The 18200-nt window shown below is 26.0% G+C and carries 24 protein-coding genes; 23 read left to right on the top strand and 1 reads right to left on the bottom strand.

Going from position 1 to position 18200, the window contains the following annotated elements:
- On the top strand, positions 1 to 402 hold a 402-nt coding region (locus tag R5Z65_RS07495), incomplete at its 5' end, for a hypothetical protein (protein ID WP_317368257.1).
- A 1353-nt stretch (positions 403 to 1755) separates the two neighbouring features.
- Here the strand turns inward: R5Z65_RS07495 and R5Z65_RS07490 are convergent.
- Complete coding sequence (locus R5Z65_RS07490; RefSeq protein WP_317368254.1) at positions 1756 to 2685, bottom strand: XRE family transcriptional regulator; 930 nt, start codon at positions 2683 to 2685, stop codon at positions 1756 to 1758.
- Between the two features lie 266 nt (positions 2686 to 2951).
- On the opposite strand from R5Z65_RS07490, the gene R5Z65_RS07485 reads away from it, so the two are divergent.
- From R5Z65_RS07485 to R5Z65_RS07380, 22 genes are all read left to right on the top strand, one after another.
- The gene (locus tag R5Z65_RS07485) at positions 2952 to 3662 is read left to right on the top strand and encodes a hypothetical protein (protein WP_317368252.1); all 711 of its coding nucleotides are present in this window, start codon (positions 2952 to 2954) and stop codon (positions 3660 to 3662) included.
- Positions 3663 to 3827: 165 nt separating this feature from the next.
- Positions 3828 to 4046 (top strand): helix-turn-helix transcriptional regulator, encoded by a 219-nt coding sequence (locus tag R5Z65_RS07480; RefSeq protein WP_317368250.1) that lies wholly within the window; start codon positions 3828 to 3830, stop codon positions 4044 to 4046.
- A gap of 10 nt (positions 4047 to 4056) precedes the next feature.
- On the top strand, positions 4057 to 4275 hold the full coding sequence (locus R5Z65_RS07475; protein WP_317368249.1) for a hypothetical protein: 219 nt from the start codon (positions 4057 to 4059) through the stop codon (positions 4273 to 4275).
- A gap of 29 nt (positions 4276 to 4304) precedes the next feature.
- The gene (locus R5Z65_RS07470; protein WP_317368248.1) at positions 4305 to 4547 is read left to right on the top strand and encodes a DUF6133 family protein; all 243 of its coding nucleotides are present in this window, start codon (positions 4305 to 4307) and stop codon (positions 4545 to 4547) included.
- A gap of 5 nt (positions 4548 to 4552) precedes the next feature.
- Positions 4553 to 4993 carry an A24 family peptidase gene (locus tag R5Z65_RS07465; RefSeq protein ID WP_317368246.1) on the top strand — a complete coding sequence of 147 codons (441 nt, stop codon included), beginning with the start codon at positions 4553 to 4555 and terminating at the stop codon, positions 4991 to 4993.
- 85 nt (positions 4994 to 5078) lie between these two features.
- Complete coding sequence (cpaB, locus tag R5Z65_RS07460; RefSeq protein ID WP_317368244.1) at positions 5079 to 5813, top strand: Flp pilus assembly protein CpaB; 735 nt, start codon at positions 5079 to 5081, stop codon at positions 5811 to 5813.
- A 56-nt stretch (positions 5814 to 5869) separates the two neighbouring features.
- Positions 5870 to 6169, top strand: coding sequence for a hypothetical protein (locus tag R5Z65_RS07455; RefSeq protein WP_317368243.1), 300 nt, complete (start codon positions 5870 to 5872; stop codon positions 6167 to 6169).
- Between the two features lie 25 nt (positions 6170 to 6194).
- Positions 6195 to 7007, top strand: coding sequence for an AAA family ATPase (locus tag R5Z65_RS07450; protein WP_317368242.1), 813 nt, complete (start codon positions 6195 to 6197; stop codon positions 7005 to 7007).
- A gap of 1 nt (position 7008) precedes the next feature.
- On the top strand, positions 7009 to 8352 hold the full coding sequence (locus R5Z65_RS07445) for an ATPase, T2SS/T4P/T4SS family (RefSeq protein WP_317368241.1): 1344 nt from the start codon (positions 7009 to 7011) through the stop codon (positions 8350 to 8352).
- A 154-nt stretch (positions 8353 to 8506) separates the two neighbouring features.
- Positions 8507 to 8635, top strand: coding sequence for a hypothetical protein (locus tag R5Z65_RS07440; RefSeq protein ID WP_317368240.1), 129 nt, complete (start codon positions 8507 to 8509; stop codon positions 8633 to 8635).
- Between the two features lie 162 nt (positions 8636 to 8797).
- On the top strand, positions 8798 to 9745 hold the full coding sequence (locus tag R5Z65_RS07435; protein ID WP_317368239.1) for a hypothetical protein: 948 nt from the start codon (positions 8798 to 8800) through the stop codon (positions 9743 to 9745).
- A gap of 6 nt (positions 9746 to 9751) precedes the next feature.
- Positions 9752 to 10618 (top strand): secretion protein F, encoded by an 867-nt coding sequence (locus tag R5Z65_RS07430; protein WP_317368238.1) that lies wholly within the window; start codon positions 9752 to 9754, stop codon positions 10616 to 10618.
- A 52-nt stretch (positions 10619 to 10670) separates the two neighbouring features.
- Positions 10671 to 11021 carry a hypothetical protein gene (locus R5Z65_RS07425; RefSeq protein ID WP_317368236.1) on the top strand — a complete coding sequence of 117 codons (351 nt, stop codon included), beginning with the start codon at positions 10671 to 10673 and terminating at the stop codon, positions 11019 to 11021.
- A gap of 25 nt (positions 11022 to 11046) precedes the next feature.
- Positions 11047 to 11742, top strand: coding sequence for a DUF6710 family protein (locus R5Z65_RS07420; protein WP_317368234.1), 696 nt, complete (start codon positions 11047 to 11049; stop codon positions 11740 to 11742).
- 38 nt (positions 11743 to 11780) lie between these two features.
- Positions 11781 to 12191, top strand: a complete 411-nt coding sequence (locus R5Z65_RS07415; protein WP_317368231.1) for a DUF4320 family protein — start codon at positions 11781 to 11783, stop codon at positions 12189 to 12191.
- A complete protein-coding gene (locus R5Z65_RS07410; RefSeq protein ID WP_317368229.1) occupies positions 12188 to 12751 on the top strand; it encodes a hypothetical protein in 564 nt (187 codons plus the stop codon). Before R5Z65_RS07415 ends, R5Z65_RS07410 begins: the two co-directional genes overlap by 4 nt.
- A gap of 97 nt (positions 12752 to 12848) precedes the next feature.
- Positions 12849 to 13049, top strand: a complete 201-nt coding sequence (locus R5Z65_RS07405) for an AbrB/MazE/SpoVT family DNA-binding domain-containing protein (protein ID WP_317368228.1) — start codon at positions 12849 to 12851, stop codon at positions 13047 to 13049.
- A gap of 22 nt (positions 13050 to 13071) precedes the next feature.
- Positions 13072 to 13725: a hypothetical protein gene (locus R5Z65_RS07400; RefSeq protein WP_317368227.1), complete on the top strand. Its 654-nt coding sequence runs from the start codon at positions 13072 to 13074 to the stop codon at positions 13723 to 13725.
- Positions 13726 to 13804: 79 nt separating this feature from the next.
- Positions 13805 to 15568 carry a hypothetical protein gene (locus R5Z65_RS07395; protein WP_317368226.1) on the top strand — a complete coding sequence of 588 codons (1764 nt, stop codon included), beginning with the start codon at positions 13805 to 13807 and terminating at the stop codon, positions 15566 to 15568.
- A gap of 338 nt (positions 15569 to 15906) precedes the next feature.
- Positions 15907 to 16074, top strand: coding sequence for a hypothetical protein (locus R5Z65_RS07390; RefSeq protein ID WP_317368224.1), 168 nt, complete (start codon positions 15907 to 15909; stop codon positions 16072 to 16074).
- Positions 16075 to 16147: 73 nt separating this feature from the next.
- Positions 16148 to 16375 (top strand): hypothetical protein, encoded by a 228-nt coding sequence (locus tag R5Z65_RS07385; RefSeq protein ID WP_317368222.1) that lies wholly within the window; start codon positions 16148 to 16150, stop codon positions 16373 to 16375.
- A 95-nt stretch (positions 16376 to 16470) separates the two neighbouring features.
- The coding region (locus R5Z65_RS07380; protein ID WP_317368221.1) for a VirD4-like conjugal transfer protein, CD1115 family at positions 16471 to 18200 on the top strand (1730 nt) is incomplete at its 3' end.

Raw genomic sequence — 18200 nt, 5'->3', positions numbered from 1 at the left:
AATAGAAAGTTATATATTCAGCAATATATACCTTTTAAACAATTTTTAGCACAATCATTTAAATTGAATTTCTATAGAAATAAACCTAGAAATATAGAATATATATTAAAACAATCATTAAATGATTTTGATATATTTCTATCTAATTCTAACTTTAATATTGTTTATACATCAACAAATAAGCTAATGGAAAGAAAATTAAAACAATTATCAAAAAAAAGTAACTTAGAAATAATTAAATTAAATGAAGAACCCAAATATAAATCTCAAATATTAGAACGATTAGCTCTTATGGGCGTTGCAACAACCATATTTAATCTTTTCAACGTTAATTATTGGAAATATGTAACTAAGAGAGTAGAAATAAATAAATTTAAAATTATAATCAACAAAAAAGGCTAGAAAAACTTATTCTAGCCTTTTTTTTTGTAAAAAAAAAATAATTGTTTGTATTTTATTTAATTTTATATTACAATAAAAATTAAATAAAACTAAATGAAAAAAAGTCCACATTACACGAATGAAAAAAATGTTTGGCGACATTTTTTAGATTATAGGATTTAATATTCCACACAATATTAAATTACCTTGTGCAAGTAGACTTCTAATTTATTGCTTTAATAAATATATTATAGCATTATTTATGGTATTTTTCAATACCTTTGATATATATTTATATTCAAAAATACTTTAATTTTGATATAAAGCAATGAATTATTCGTGAATTTAAATAAGGAAAATTATTATTTTCCTTATTTGGTATAAAATTATTTTAATTTTACGATAATGAAGTTTTCAAGCCTTGATATTTAATATATCAAGGCTTTTTTTATTTTAAATTTATGTACATATGGAAAATTAAGGCTCATAGACCGTAGCTAAAGAGCTTGATGCAACGGAAGGATTGATATTACCCTTGATAATTATTATTAGCACTATGTCATAGGGGTATGTGCTAGAACCCTATGAAGGATTAACTCTAACCTTGATAATTAGAGAAATAATAGAAGTATGTTACTAAAATAATTTAAATATAAAAAATAAATAAAAACTTAATAGATAAGGTTTTATAAGGAAGAGTGTTTGACCTAGAGCAAACCGAAAGGCTCGATAGAGTACAGGGGTAGCCGACTAAACACTTGGGTTAAAATCCCAACTGCATATATTAATGTCTAGCATCATTAAGAAGGGCAGAGAGTGGTAATATCGCACCACAAACAGTAAGAGGATAGGGTGGCAACACTTTGTGGAGATACTCAATATACCGTCCATTGTCTGGGGTGTTGGTGGATGCTTTAAATAGCAACGGTGAGTATTTATTAACTTATGCTAGTCCGACGTTGCATGAACGTATACATGCCGAGCCTAAAGGTGATACAACGGAGAGTTACTCTACACTTTTTTGTAGGGTAACTATGTCCATTAACGAGAGTCCTTAGGTGATAGAAGTTTAAAACATAGGTTTATGATAGTCAACATATTAATAAAAAGTTTGGGACATAGTTAGATAAATTATTATATGTTTAAAGTAGAATATATAGTAATTTAATGAATTTAGATTGAAGAAAATAAAAAGTAATTTTGCTATAGAGAGTTGTGAGAAAGCAGATTCTATTAATAGGAAAATACTTATATAAATATATAAACTGACTAAAGACTAAAAGTTCATAAAGATATGATTTTGAAATAATCTAGGATTAGATTATTAGTTTAATGAAAATAAAATAAGAATAGCAAGTTTTTACTATTCTTATTTTATTCGTACTCATTTATTACGCCTAGAACCTTACCAATAATTCTATATTTGTATTTATTTAAAGGATAAGTTTGTTTTTGCTGTTTAGGATTAGTGCTACAAGGATCAAGATATATATAGCTTTCATCTTTAGAGAATATTTTGAATGTAGCATAATCATCTTCGATACATATTATTGAAGGAGTACCATTTTTAACATAAGATGTTTTTTCAACTAAGATATAATCTCCATCTTTATATAGTTTATTCATACTATCACCATTTATTTTTAAGGCAAAGTAGTTATCAGAATTATAATCTAAATTGTTTGAGTATATATGAAAACAAAACTCTTTTCTATCGTTAGTAGTATAAATTGGATAACCTGCAGATATATCAGCTATAATAGGAATGTCATTAAACTTATTATCTGCTAGATGTTTATATTTAGGAGCATTAAAAATTATAATATTATTTTTAGTGTAGAAATCAATGTCTATGCTATTTAAATGATTATTCTTAGATGGTTCTAACCTTATTGAATTAAGTTTATCATTAATTGATAATTCTTTAGATAATTCGCAATTATATTTATTTTTAATGAAATTTATAATTTCATCAATTTCATTAATATTTTTATATAAACTTTTTTTATTATTTTCTAAGTTTTTTAGAATTTTTTTTGGAGTTAAAATATTTATATTTAAATCTAGAATTTTATTTAATTTGTTAGTATCAACATTAGAACCATCAAAGACTAATGAATCTATAGAACAGTTAAAATATTGAGCTATTTTAGCAATCATATAAAAGTCAGGTTCATTTGTTTCATTTTCATAATTAGATATAGTTTGCCTAGAAACATTTAAATCTTTTGCAAGTTTTTGTTGCGTTAAATTATTTGATAATCTTAAATTTTTTAAATTTTTACTAAAATTATATAAAGACACTTTATCACCTACTTTAATATATATTATACACCAAATATAAAAAAATAAGATTTTTGTCAAATGTAATTATCAAAAAAAACGACAAAAGTATTTGACAGAAATGTAAAAAAATGATATTATAGTATTGTAAATGATAAAAAACATATTTTTATCGAAAAATTTGTCGCCAAACCACCAAGCAAATTAATTTGGAAAATGTCCATGCAAAACATACATTTTTTGAAAATTTGCATAAGTGTATACTTTTTTAAGGGGGATGAGATAATATGGATGATAAGATAAAAAAGTTATATTTGAATGGATATGATTGCTTTGAAATTTCAAAGCAACTTAATATAAGTGAAAAAAGCACTAAATATATAATTGACATAAGATTAAAACATTATAAAGAATTACATTTAAAGAATAAATCTACTGATTTTGATATAAAAGATTTGTATATATTAGGGTATAATGCAAAAGAAATAGCCAACGAGTTAGGACATAAATATGAAAATATTCAAAAATATATTCAAAGAAACTTAAAAGAGTTTAAAGATAAGCATAAGAAAAATAGATTAAAGAAAGAAGAATGCAAGAAACAAATACATAAAGAACATATAAGGACTTTATATGTAAAAGGGTATAATGCTAAGGAAATAGCAGAATTATTAATGTTTACTCACTCATATATGAGAGAGTATATAAGTAAAAATTTAAGTGAACACAAAATAGAACATAAAAAAAATAGAGCAATAAAAAAAGAAATGATAAAAGCAGTTAATAATATGAACAACTCATACATAGGCAATAGTGCTATTTTAGATTGGAATAGACAAAGCTATAATTACAATGAAAATGGAAATATAGTGTTTAATGAGAAACATGGAGCAAGACCGTTAGATTTACCTAAAACTTTCTATAAAAGAAATTCTATTATAGTAAACTTAGGTGAAAGTGATAATATTCCTAATATGGTATCCCCTTATTCCCTTTAGATAAATTTATATAGATTTGAGTATTGCTTATTAAAACTGTTAAATAGAAAATAACACAAGACACAAACAACAAAATCTATTTTCAGATTTATAAGTAATACTCTCCAAAAGCCTATCAAGTTAATTGATAGGCTTTTTTTATTTTATTGAAAGGTTGTGGTATATGTGAGGTGGAAAATTTATAAAAATTTAAAGTTTCTTAGAGAAGAAAAACATTTAACAGTAGATGAACTATCTGAATTATCGGGAGTATCAAAAGTAAAGATACTTTCTATAGAGCAAGAACGTTCTTTTGAACATCATATAGAAGATATAGCAAAGTTAGCTTTAGCATTAGGTGTAACAGTAGATGATTTCATGTGCCAAAAATTCTACGAAGAATAGAGGTGAATTTATGGAGTTGATGATTTCAAGAAATGTAAGAAATTATAGAGAGTGTAATTCTTTAAGCATAAAAGAAACATCAGAGAAAATAAAGATTAATTACAAGATGGCTCAAAATATAATATCTTGCAATAGAAATAATATTAGACTAGAAGCAGTTTATAATATAGCAAGGTCTTTAAATATAAGCATAGACGATTTGCTATTTAAAAATATATTTAAAAATTAAAATTAATAAATTAAAAGGAGGATTAAATCATGTCTGATTTAATATTAAAAATGTCTGCAAAGAAGGACATAGCAAAATTAAATATAAAGGAAAAAGTAAAGAAGTGTTTATCATGTAACAAAGGTGAAGGTTATATGGGTGGAGCAGTTGGAATTATAATTATTATAGTTGTTGGTGCTTTAATAATGGGAGCATTATATTTAGCATTTAATGGAACTATAATTCCAAAAGTGAATGATAAAATAAATGAACTATTTAACTACAGAGGTTAATTGTATTGTATAGCATACTATTATGTATCTATATATTCGTTTTATTATATGCTAGTTATGTAGATATAAAATCAAGAATAGTATATAATTGGATTCACATAATAATATTATTTATAGCAACAATAAATTTAATTTTTAATTTTACAATATTTAATTTATTGGATTCAATTTTAGGTTGCATAATTTCATTTATTATATTAATAATTCCTAACTTTATATCTGATAGCTCAATAGGTGGTGGAGATATAAAATTAATATCTTCAAGTGGTCTTTTATTAGGACTAAGTAATGTATTGTTTTCGATATTTATAGGATTTTTATTAATGATTATTATAGAATATTCAAAATCTATAGTAAGTAAAAAAAGTATAAAGAATAAAAAATGTGCATTAGTACCTTATATTTCTATAGGGTGCTTTTTTGTTATTGCATTTTGTATGAATTAATATACTTTCACAAAAAGCCAGTAACCATAAGGTTATTGGCTTTTTATATATATAAATATAAAAACATGAAAAGGAGAACCGTAAAATGGCATTAAAAAAAAATAGAACTACCGTAGGTATTGTAGCAATAGTATTAGGTGGTGTTTTATGTTTTGGGATAGCACCGATATATAATAAGTCAATGCAAAAAGGCGTTGAAGTAGTAAGAATATCAAGTGAAGTTAATAAGGGTGAACAGATAACGGCTGATAAAGTTAAAGTAGTTGAAGTTAGCAAAAAAGGACTTCCAGAAAGTGCAATATTAAATAAAAAAGATGTTGTAGGGAAGTATGCAGTCGTTGACTTAGTTAGAGATAATACTATTTTAGAAAGACAATTATCTAAAAATCCAATAGCAGAAGATAAGTATTTATATGGTTTAGATGGAACACAACAAGCTATATCATTTACTATACAAAACTTTGCTTCGGGTTTATCGGGGAAACTTTTAACAGGTGATATTATATCAATAATAGCGACAACAATGGATGAAAACAACAATGAAAAAACATCTACTCCAAAAGAACTTCAATATGTAAAAGTATTGGCAGTAACTAATGATGTTGGTGTAGATAAAAAAGAAGATAATAATAATCCCGAAGAAGAATTACCAACGACTATAACTGTACTTGTTAATAGAGAACAAGCCGAGTTAATTGCCAACTTAGAAGAAACAAGTAAGATGCATGTTAGCTTAGTTTATAGAGGAACTGAAAAAGAAGCACAAAAATATATAGAGCAACAAAATAGCATAATAGTAAAAGAAAATATAAGAAACTAAAAGTAGTTGATTAAATATAGATGTGTAGGAAAGTTGGATTTTAAACGGAGGATAGTATGAAAGAAACCAAACATGATTATCAAGGTTGCTTAATTGGGATGTCAATAAAAGTTAATAGATATTTTAGAACTATAAATCATCCATTAGGAGATGGATTATACCTAAAACTTAGTATGGAATTTGAAAATGAAGAAAATGCAGAAAAATTTAAAAATATGGAAATAAACTGGGAGGAAAATATAGAAGTCGTTGAAATTTCACAAAAAGAATATTTAGAAAATACCGAGGAAGATGAAGAAATAGACATTAAAGAGTTTATAGAAGAAATAGAAGATGTATTAATAGGCATACTTTAGCAAAAAAATAAGGAGTGATTTTTTCATGGGAAAAATAATAGCAGTTTGGGGTAGCCCTTCTAGTGGAAAGAGTACTTTTAGTATAAAATTAGCAAAAGAATTAGCAAGTAAAAAGAAGAATGTAATAATAGTTTTTGCTGATAATAATTGCCCTGTTATACCAACATTAATTCAAAAAGAGAATAGTAAATCATTAGGAAATATACTATCAGCAGTAAATTTAACTAAATCTGACATACTAAAGAATTTATATACTATAGAAAAAGCAAATAATATAACTATAACAGGATATAAAGAATATGAAAATGTATATACATATCCAAAGTATGATGAATTAAGAGTTGATGAATTTTTTAATATAATTAGATTTATGGCTGATTATATAATAATTGACACATCAAGTTATTTTGTAACAGATTTATTAAGCACAAAGTCCTTAATATTAGCAGATAAAGTAATTAGGCTTATAACACCAAGTCTAAAAAGTATGAGTTATTTTAACTCATCTTTACCAATACTGGATAGTACCAATTTCAAAAAAGAAAATCATATAAATGTATTATCTAACTTTAGGTACAACGAGCCTATCGAAGAGATAAAAGATATTTATTTAGTAAAGGGCGAATTTCCATATATGGAAGGTATAAGAGAGCAAAGTTTATGTACAGAATTATTTTTCAAATTAAAAACTAAGGAAGAAAATATTCTAAGTAAACATATGAAACATCTTATAGATTTACTAAGTGATGAAGATAAAATCAATAGTAAAAATAAATCTAGTAATAAATTAAGTATATTTAGCAAACTAAAATTAAAAATAGATGGAGCTAGTGAGTAATATGTTAAACAATAGTTTATTAAAGACAAATAGTCTACATAGTTTTAAAGATGTTTTAGAACGAGTTCAAGCCCATATATCAATGAATACACATAAAGTGTTGTTGCATGGGGAACAAGACAATAAGGCACTAAAAAAAACACAATTAAAATCATATATACAAAAGTATATACAAGATAACAAAATTCAAGTTGAAGGACTTAATGAAACTGATTTAATTGACAAACTTTATAGAGATATGGCAGAATTTTCTTTTCTATCAGACTATTTCTCAAATAGTGAAGATATAGAAGAAATTAATATAAATGCTTGGAATGATGTTAAAATAACATATTCAAATGGAGATATTAAGCAAAGTAAAGAACAATTTTTATCACCTAAACATGCAGAAGATATTATAAAAAGATTGCTTAGAGAATCAGGTATGGTATTAGATAAGTCAATGCCTATAGTAAGAGGACACTTATCTAAAAATATAAGAATAACTGTGCTAGGTGAAGGTGTCATTGATAATGACAATGGAATAGTTGCTTCAATAAGAATAGTAAATCCTAAAAAGTTAGAAAAAAAAGATTTTATAGATAAAAACACTCTATCAAAAGAAATGATTGATACTATAGAAGAACTTTTTAGATATGGAGTAAGTATTTGTATCACAGGAGCTACAAGTAGTGGTAAAACAACATTAATGTCTTGGTTATTAGGAACTATAAAAGATAATAAGAGAGTATTTACTATAGAAAATAATGTAAGAGAGTTTGATTTAGTTAAAAGAGATAAAAATGGAAATATAATAAATAACGTAATTCATACTGTTACTAGATATAGCGAAGATGAAAGTAAGTCTATAGACCAAGAAAAGTTATTAGAAACTTCTTTAACATCAAATCCAGACTATATATGTGTAGGAGAAATGAAGGGCTCAGAATCATTTTCAGCACAAGAGGCGGCAAGAACAGGACATACTGTAGTAACAACTACTCATGCAAACTCATGTGAAGCCACATATGCTAGAATGGTTACATTGTGCAAGACTAAGTATGATATGAATGATAAAACATTATACAACTTAGTAACCGAAGCATTTCCAATAGTAGTATTTATAAAAAAGTTAGAAGATAATACAAGAAAAGTAATGGAAATAAAAGAATGTATTATACATGATAACGGAGATAGAGAACTAAGTACATTATTTAGATATAAAATAGAAAGTCAATCAGTAGAAAATGGAAAGACAAGAATAGTTGGATCATTTGTGAAAGAAAATAATATATCAAAGCAAACTCAAAAGAGATTATTAGAAAATGGTATTCCTCTTAATGAGTTGGAAAAGTTGTTAAGATAGTATGTATAGTTTAATTTTTGAAAATAGTTTTAAATATAGGATTGAGTATGTATTGCTTAAAACAAGCAAGAAAAGTATATATAAAAAAATGTTCTCGGGGAACATTTTTTATTTTGTAGGAAAAGAGCATATAAAAAAGAAAGGGGTATTAATTATGAGCGATAGGAAATGTCCAAAATGTAAATCAAGATATAGATATGTTTCTATAAATCCCGAAAATAAAGAATGTAAGTGTATAGAATGTGGGGCTAAATATGAATTAAAAGATTGTAGAGCTGACTAGGTAAAAAATATAGTGAGTTCTTTTTATATATAAAAAATTTAAAAAATAGTATTTCATTTAGTGATTTAGAAAAATTATTAGATGTAAATAAGAAAAAATGTTCTCGGGGAACATTTTTATTTTTGCAAAAAAGTATGTATAAAAAAGAAAGTAGGTGTAAATGTGAATGTACTAACATTAACTGCATTTTTTGTTATTGTTGGTGGAGTATTTATATATTTAGATATTTCACCTACAGAATTAATAAATAATATATTTAAATATCTTGAAAATGGTAAGAAAAATAAGAGTATATCAATACAAGTAAAAGAAATTGAATCTAAGAAAAAAGATAATTTCTTTTCTAAACTTATAAAAGAAAGTAAAGATATATTAGAAATAACAAATAAAAAAGATAAGTTTTCTAATATATGTATTTTATCAGTTGTTTTTATGGTTATAGGTATCTATATATCTGTATATATGAGTAATTATTACTTAATACCGATACTTGCTATAGGATTTGCAACTTTACCATTTCAATATATAAAGTTGACATCAATAGAGTATAAAAAAGCAATCACAGAGGAACTAGAAACGAGTTTATCAGCTATAACTTCATCTTACATAAGAAGTAATGATATTGTGCAATCAATAAAAGAGAATTTGCCACTTATAAAGCCACCTATAAAGAATATATTTGAAAGTTTTGTTATACAATCAGAGTTTATAAATTCTGATACTATTAGTCTATTAGAAGATATGAGAAATAAGATAAATGATGATATATTCAAAGAATGGGTAGATGCAGTAATAAGTTGTCAGAGTAATAGAGAATTAAGAGTAATACTTAGTCCAATAGTGTCTAAATTATCTGATTTAAGAACTCTTAGTGCTGAAATAAACAATGAGCTATATAGACCTCTTAAAGAGTTTTTTGGAATGTTAATCATAGTATATATAAATTTTCCAATACTTTACTTTGCAAACAAAGATTGGTTTAATACATTAGTATTTTCAACACCAGGAAAAATTGTAGTGTCAATAGTTGTAGTGATTACATTTATTGCATTTATGGGCGTTATGAAACATACAAAACCAATAGATTCAAGTATATTAGATGGAGAGTGATAAATTATGATGATAATATTCTTTATATTAGTATCAGTTGGTTTTTATATGATATTAGCTGATATTTTCAATGTATCAAATATTAAGGCATCAAAAGTGATTTTAGATGCAAATAGAAGAAGTAAGAAAAAATCGACTAAGACCATAGAAACAATAATATTAGATTATGCTATTTTATTATCTAAGTACATAAAAATAGATGAATACAAAAAGTCAAAACTAGAATCAACTTTGAAATCAGCAGATATAAGAATATCTCCCGAAACATATTTAAGCCAAGTGTACATCAAAGTTGGTATAGCACTTGTATTAGGCTTAGTTTTTTATATGTTATTACCGATTTTAGGTATTCTTATAATGTTATTTTCAATAAATATATATATGGTTGAATACAAAAGAGCCGAAAGGCTTATTGGTAAAAGAAAAGAAAAAATTGAAACTGAACTTCCTAAATTTGCATCAACTATAGAGCAAGAATTAAAATATAACCATGATGTATTCGGAATTTTAGAAAGATACCAAAAAAATTCTAAATCTTGTCTAGGAGAAGAACTTGAAATAACTATAGCAGATATGACATCAGGTTCTTATGAAGAAGCCCTAAGACGTTTTGAAACTAGAATAGGAAGTAATTCATTGTCAGAGATAGTAAGAGGTCTTATAGGTGTTTTAAATGGCTCAAATGAAACTATATATTTTAGTATGTTGGCAAATCAATTAAAAAGTATAGAATATCAAAGATTAAGAAGAGAAGCACTTAAACGACCTGCAAAAATAAAAGTATATTCAGCAATGATGATGGGATGCTTGGTTATGATATATTTTACTGTGTTAGGATATGAAATGATGAAGGGTATAAGTCAAATGTTTTAAGAAGGACATTCAATAAAAGAATGTCCTTTTTGTATTTTTGAGGTGATTTTATATGCATAGAAGAGAAGAAATTTCATTGTTAATTGATAGAATTACAGAGTGCTTAAATAGTAATCCTTCAAATGATGAATGTAAAAAAGAATTTTTCAATTTTATTGAAGAGTATAAAAAGATAAAGCCATTCACAATGATTGAGTTTGTTAAATATAATAGATTCAATGAAGATAGATTGTCATGTATATTCATGGCATATAGCATGAAGCAAATTAAGTATTTAGGAGAAATAAAATTAAGCATATTAAAAGAAAATTGGTACAATGCACTTGAAAATATAATTGAGTTATATAGAGCATATGATTTGTTAGAACCTAAAATATATTATAGTATAATTGATATATTATAGTATAAAGGAGGATATAAGTATAATAATGTTTTTCAATATATTAAAAAGGAAAAATATCAAAGAAAATAATATTGAGATAAAATCTAATGTTTCATATGGATTTAATAATGCTTTGGATTTTGCTAGAAATATAATTAAAGATGAAAATAGAGAGGAAAAAGTTGAATTATTAAACTATATATTAAATACTGTAAAAAAAGATTTACAGTATAGTTTGTTAACTGAATTAATATATAAAAAGCCACATGAACCTATAAACTTATCAAGAACTATTATATTTCCATCTGATGTATATGATGAAAATGGAGAAAGAGTTAGTATTATATCTTATGAAGATATAGAAATTAGTATTTTAGATGATACGATAATTTTAGTTCCATGGAAGATAAAAAGTAAATCAAATGGAATAAAATATTTAAGTAAAAATGATTTTAAATTTTTTCCATGCAATCATATGGGAATTTATTATAATGGATTAGACTTAACATATGTTTATAATGGAATACATTCTATATCGTCATCAATAGTTCTTAATAAAAAAGGAAAAATAAAAATAAAAGAAGTACATAATATAAATAAGCTATATAAACATATGTATACGGATGGTTTATATTGGTATAGTACACATACAAATAATAAAATATGTGAAGTTTTTGATTTTAGGATAGGAATAATATATGAAGTTTCAAAATTAAAATATAGTATAGAACAAGAAGAGTAGATATACTCTTTTTTCTTTGCAGAGAAAGGATAGGAGCTATGATAAAAAAAGTATTAAAAGATAATAGGGGCGAAGCCTATATTGGTCATATAATAGGTATAATCTTATCACTTGTAGTTGTTGTATTTGCATTAACATATTATCCTGTTTTTACTTTGAAATATGAATTAGGTAAGTTTGCAAGTGAAGTAATGAGAGAAGCAGAAATAACAGGAGAAGTTGGAACAAGTGTAAATAATAAGATAAATGAATTAAAGAGAACATTAGTAGATGTTGATTCTGTAAAATGGGACACAAAATATATTAGTGGAACAAATAAAGTAAATTTAAATGAGCAAATTAAAGTAACTGTATCTAAAAAAATTGATACAGGATTTTTTATTTTTGGGAAAAATGAAATTACTATAAGTGCTACAGAGGTAGGTTCTAGTGAGGTGTACCATAAATGATGCTAAATAAAATAAAAAAATCATTAAAAAATAATGATGGAAATGGTCTTATTTGGGGCGTTGTAATAGTTTTAATATTACTTATATTGTTTACATCAGTTTCAGAGTATGTAAGAAATAATATAATCTTAAATGGAACAAGAGATGCACTAGAAAGTATTGCTACTGATATAGCAACTGAAAACTATAATGAAATATACCCAAATGCTAGACAAGGGTACTTTGGTTCATATCAAATTTCTAATAATGATAAGTGGGAAGAAAAGATTGATAAATCTAATATAGATAAACAACTTAAAGACTTATTAGGAGTAGAAAAAGAAGGGAATAAATATGTAAAAAGATATAAAAGTAATGGAAAAGTTGAGTACACACTATCTAATTTAAAATTAAAAATAGATAATCCAAGAATAGCTCCTACAACTGATAAAAATAAAGAAAAATTTATAGTTGAAATAACTTCTGATATTGAATTAGATAGATTATATAACATATTTTATGATGTAGATAAAGTTAAAACTAAAATAGGTGCTAAAGTAGGATATATCCCAAAATATTAATAAATAAAAAAATAGAAAAATTTGTAAAAAAAACATTGCCAAACCGTCATATTTCTGATATAATTAATATATAAAAAAGAAAAGGAATATAGTTGTAATGGAAGAAAAAAATAGAAGAATAATGAAAGTTATGATGCCAAATGGTGGTTCGGGAAGTGTATCTCCTAGATTATCTTTACCGATTAAGTGGTTAAGAGAAATGGGGATAGATAAAGAAGATAGAACTGTGGAATTAACTTATAGTGATGGAGTAATAACTATAAAAAAGCTAAAAGAAAATAGTGATAAATTAAAATAATATATTTGGGAGAGTGTAGGATATGAAAAACTTATTCAATATGGATGTAAAGAAAAGAAATATAATAGTTGCAAGTATATTAGGAGTTACTATAGTTGGAGCAACTATGTTTGGAATAAATCATAAAAAGAAAGAATTAGCACAACAAGAAAAAATAAAGCAAGAACAATTAGCAAAGAAAGAAGCAGAAGAAAAAGCTAAAAAGGAAAAAGAAGAACAAGAAAGATTAGCATTAATTGAAAAGAACTTAGAAGAACAAAGTAAAAAAGATGAAAATAAGAAAGAAACATTTTCTAGTGATGATAAAAATGTAAGTAGCAACACTACTAACACAAGTTCATCAAATACAAATAGTTCTAATAATAGTACAACAAATAGTGAAAATAATAATTCTAGTAGTAAACCAACAACTACAACTAAGCCAAGTCAAGGGACAAGTAGTAGTTCTAATTCAAAGCCTAATAAAAATAATACTCAAAGTTCAACAAATAATACAAATAACAAGCCAAGTAGTAAGCCACCTGTAACAACTGTTAAGCCACAAGAAGAACCGTCAAAGCCAAGTGGTGGAAGTATACCAGGATTTTCTGATGATGAAATAGAAGTTGGAAATGGAAGTTCGAGTGATACAGCTAGTGGTGAAGGAAGTATAGATAATCAAGTTGGGGATATGTAGAATAATACTCAAAAGGATTGAAAAAGAGCATGATTAAATCATGTTCTTTTTTTATATTAAAGCAAAGGAGTGATTTTATTTGAAAAAAACAATATCAATTATATTTATAATATTGTCAATATTTACATTAAGTATATCAGTATTTGCCGCAGGAAATGGAAATGTTGATAGTGGAGGTGGAGGTGGAACTACTGGAAGTGGGACATCTCAAAATAAATGGAGAATGGGTGATGATGGTGTTCGTATAAGTATAGTTGACACAAAAACTAATACAGTTGTTAGAACTCCAATAGATTTTTCAAATAAAAATAGAAGTGATATAAAATATGACTTTGGTAAGGTTAGTAAAATTCAATATAAAAATGGGGTTAATTTAGCACCTAAAGTTAATAAATATAAATCTTCAATTCCAGATATAAAGATGCCAACAATAGTAAGTGATAAAGGGAATGATATACAAGCTATAAAGAAATATTTTACTTCTGAATGGACAGTTAGAAGAATAGCTGAAAAGTCGGCAATACCATACGAAACACTTATTAATGGTCAATACAAACTATTATTAGAGCCTATATTTTATATAACGTATCATGGCAATAGATGGGCTATGACTTCACATGAAGTAGCTTTATATAATGAAAAGACAAATGGAGATATTAGAAGATATTTTGCTAGTATATCTCATAGGTCATTACCATTTTCAATGTTTTTAGAAACATCAGATTTAGGATTTCCAGCATATAAAGGAGCAACTAATAAGCCTGTAAAAGATAATATAATAAAAGAGCAATTAGGATTAGGAATAGTTAGGTTTAACGGAGCATCTACAGATAATCCAAGTAATCCTAAACCGGATGAACCAACAATTCCAGATATAGGTATAGATAAAGAAGATTATCAGTATAGAACTGATACAGATGTTATTTCATCTATAGAAATATCATCAAATGATGATATTACACCGGATAATCCAATAACTGTAACATTTGATATTTTAGGAAACAAGCATACTGTTTCAAACATAGTTATACCGAGTGGTTCAAGTCAGTTGGTTTGGGTTAAATGGCATACACCAAAAACACCTCAAACAGTAGATATAAAAGTTAGTATAAGTGGTGGAGATATATCTAGTTCAAATATAAAAGCAGTTATTTCTGATATAAAAGAAATTACACCACCAGATCCTGTTGCAGATGATAGAAATGATAGATTTGTAATGCCATATCTACCAAGTCAAGCGAATAATACATCAACAAGTTGGTATAAATGGAGTTGTAGATGGGAACCGAGTTGGGAATGGATAGATTATGGAACAGACGAGAATGGTATTTCATATGGTGAATGGGTAGACAGAGGATATTGGGAATATAGTAAAACTACATATTCGGCTAGTTTGTCAGCTAATATGGATTTAGTTCCAGATAGCCATAATCCAACATATAAGAAAATTGGTAATGAATATGAAATGAAGAGTGGTTATGGTGTAGATTTAAAAGTATCGACTAATGTAAATCATAATGGGTCAAGTTCTGATGTAACATCAGCTCAAAATGTAAACACTACATTTTCAGAATTTCAGTACAAAACTTATAATAGATTATTAGAAAAAACAAAAAATAATGGACTAAATTCAGAATTTGAATTTAAGAAAAATAAATATTCTCCATACAGTACTAGAACTCATTTCACTCCAATATGGTATAAAGATAAACTTGACTATATTGTAAATGCTGAAATATTAGATGTATGGACACCAACAGGTATGTTAAGTGTTAGTTTAAATGATAAGATGAAAATAAAAGGTAACTTGTGGGATGATAGACACATAGCGATAATGAAATAAGATACTTAAGTTTTATAAGGCTACTGACTATAAAGGTTAGTAGCCTTTTTTTGTAAAGAAATATGAAAGAGGAAGGAATATGATAATAGCATTTATAATAGCTTTGTTAAGTCTTAGCGTACTTTTATATTTAAATATATTAAGTGGTAATGAAGAAGATTTGATATAAAATAAAAGGAGGAATTTATGAAAAAAATAGGACAAGAAATAATAGTAGATTTGGAATAGAAGAACTTTTAGAATATGAAGGGTATGAGATTGAAAATGTTTTAAATGAAATTGAAGATGTTCTAACAGACATACTTTAATCAATATAAAAATTGTGGAGGGTTATAGAAATGGCAATAGACAAAAATAAAAAAGATTTAGCAAGTGAAATAATGAGATTAAAAGGAATTGACCATGATGAGTGGTTAAATAATAGCTATCAAAATTTTATAACGGATAATGCAAAATTTTTGATAGAAAAATTAAGGGAAAATGATACAAATAGTGAGTTAAATTAAAAATAGTTAATTAAGTGCCAAATATATTTTGGTGCTTTTTTTATACAAAAAATTTAAATGTAGGAGGTTTATTATGCAAAATATAATAGACATAGGTTATGAAATAATAAAATGGATTCAAATGTTAGGTGTACCAGCTACAGCAATAGCATTAGGTATAGGAGGTTTAACTCATACGTTTGGAGGAAAAAATGGATTTGAAAAAGCGAAAGGATGGTATATAGGTGGAGCAGTTGGTTTAGTATTTGCACTTGGTGCAACAACAATAGCTGAATGGTTAAAAAGCATAATGCAATTCTAATTAAGTTTAAAATTAAAAATATATATAATATGCTACCGACAAAATTGTCGGTAGCATACATTGAAAGAGGATTTAATGATGGATGAAGTAAAATAATGATGGATGAAGTAAAATGTATAGTAAAACATAATATAAAAAAAGTTTATTCATTTATAGATGGAAAGATACAACATTTTTTTGATGATAAAGATGTTAATTTCATATTTATTAAGAAATTCACAGAGAAAGAGTTTAGTGTTAAAGTTGGTGTAACTGGATTTTTTATATTAACATTATTCTTGAATTTCTTAACTGATAGTATATCAAGAATACCCAAAATGCTTTTTGGTGATTCAATAAGCATTTTGGGTGTTTTTAATTTTTTCAATATATTTAGATTTTTACCAATATATTTAGTATTTTGGACTATATATATTGGTGTATATTATAGAATCCTATTAAATATAAAAGCATCTTTTGGAAAATTAGAAGATGGTCAAAAAGGCAGTTCAAGATTTGCTACAAGAGAAGAAATAGATATACAATATAGAGCAGTACCTATAGCAGATGAAAGATATAGTGGAGGTGGAGGTGTCCCTATTGCAAGAGGATTCAAAGATTGCATAGGCTTAAATGGTGAAAAACTAAAAAAAGAAGTTATGTATATTGATGATTCAGCAGTTAATAACTTAATAATTGGTGCTACAAGAAGTGGTAAAGGTGAAATATACATTGTGCCACTGATTGATATATATTCAAGAGCCGAAAAACAAGCATCTATGATAATAAATGACCCCAAAGGAGAGTTATATGCAATGGGTAAAAAAACTCTTGAAGAAATAGGGTATGATATTTATGTATTAAACCTTATAAACCCCGATTGTTCAATGAGCTATAACCCCTTAACATTAATTATTGAAGCATATAAAAATGGTAATTTAGGAGAAGCACAACAACTTTGTAATACTTTAACTTATGCTATATATCATAATGAGAAATCAAGTGAGCCTATGTGGGAGGAATCTTCTATGGCTTTAGTAAATGCTTTAATATTAGCTTTATGTGATAGATGCATAAAAAATGGTGAAGAATACAAAATAACTCTTTATACTGTAGCAAGTATGCTTACTGAACTATGTGTATCTTACCAAGTAGGTACATCTGAAAGATATAAAATAGATGATTATTTTGAGAAACTACCTTCTACATCTGTTGCTAAATTACAGTATTCAACTGTAAACTTTGCACAAGGTAAAACGAAAGGTAGTATTTTTGTTACAACTATGAGTAAGTTACAAAAGTTTACTTTTGACAAAGTAGCAAGAATGACATCAAAAAACTCACTAGATTTTAAAGACATAGGATTTAAAAAAGACAAATATGATAAGCCAAAAGCAATATTTATGGTTACTCCAGACTATGACGAATCTCTTCATTTTATACCAAGTATGTATGTAAAGCAAGTATATGATTCATTATCACTTAATGCGACTTTGAATGGTGGAAAATGTGAAAGAGAAGTAGTATTTTTACTAGATGAATTTGGAAATATGCCTACAATAAATGGTTTAGCATCAATGATAACTGTATGTTTAGGTAGAAATATAAGATTTAACTTAGTGATACAGTCATACTCTCAATTAAAAGAAAAATATGGTGATATGAGTGAAACTATAGAAAGTAACTGTGGTAATCAAATATATATATTAACTAATAGTGATGAAACAGCAGAGAAATTTTCTAAGTTAGTTGGGGAAGAAACTATTATAACAAAATCAAGAAGTGGAGATATAACTTCAATACACAGAAGTAACACAGAGAGTTTAGATAGAAGAAGATTAATAAC

The organism is uncultured Tyzzerella sp., from assembly GCF_963558545.1.
Classification (GTDB): domain Bacteria; phylum Bacillota; class Clostridia; order Lachnospirales; family CAG-274; genus Tyzzerella.
The sequence above is the reverse complement of the archived record's forward strand: the minus strand, read 5'-3'. Positions and strand labels throughout refer to the sequence as shown.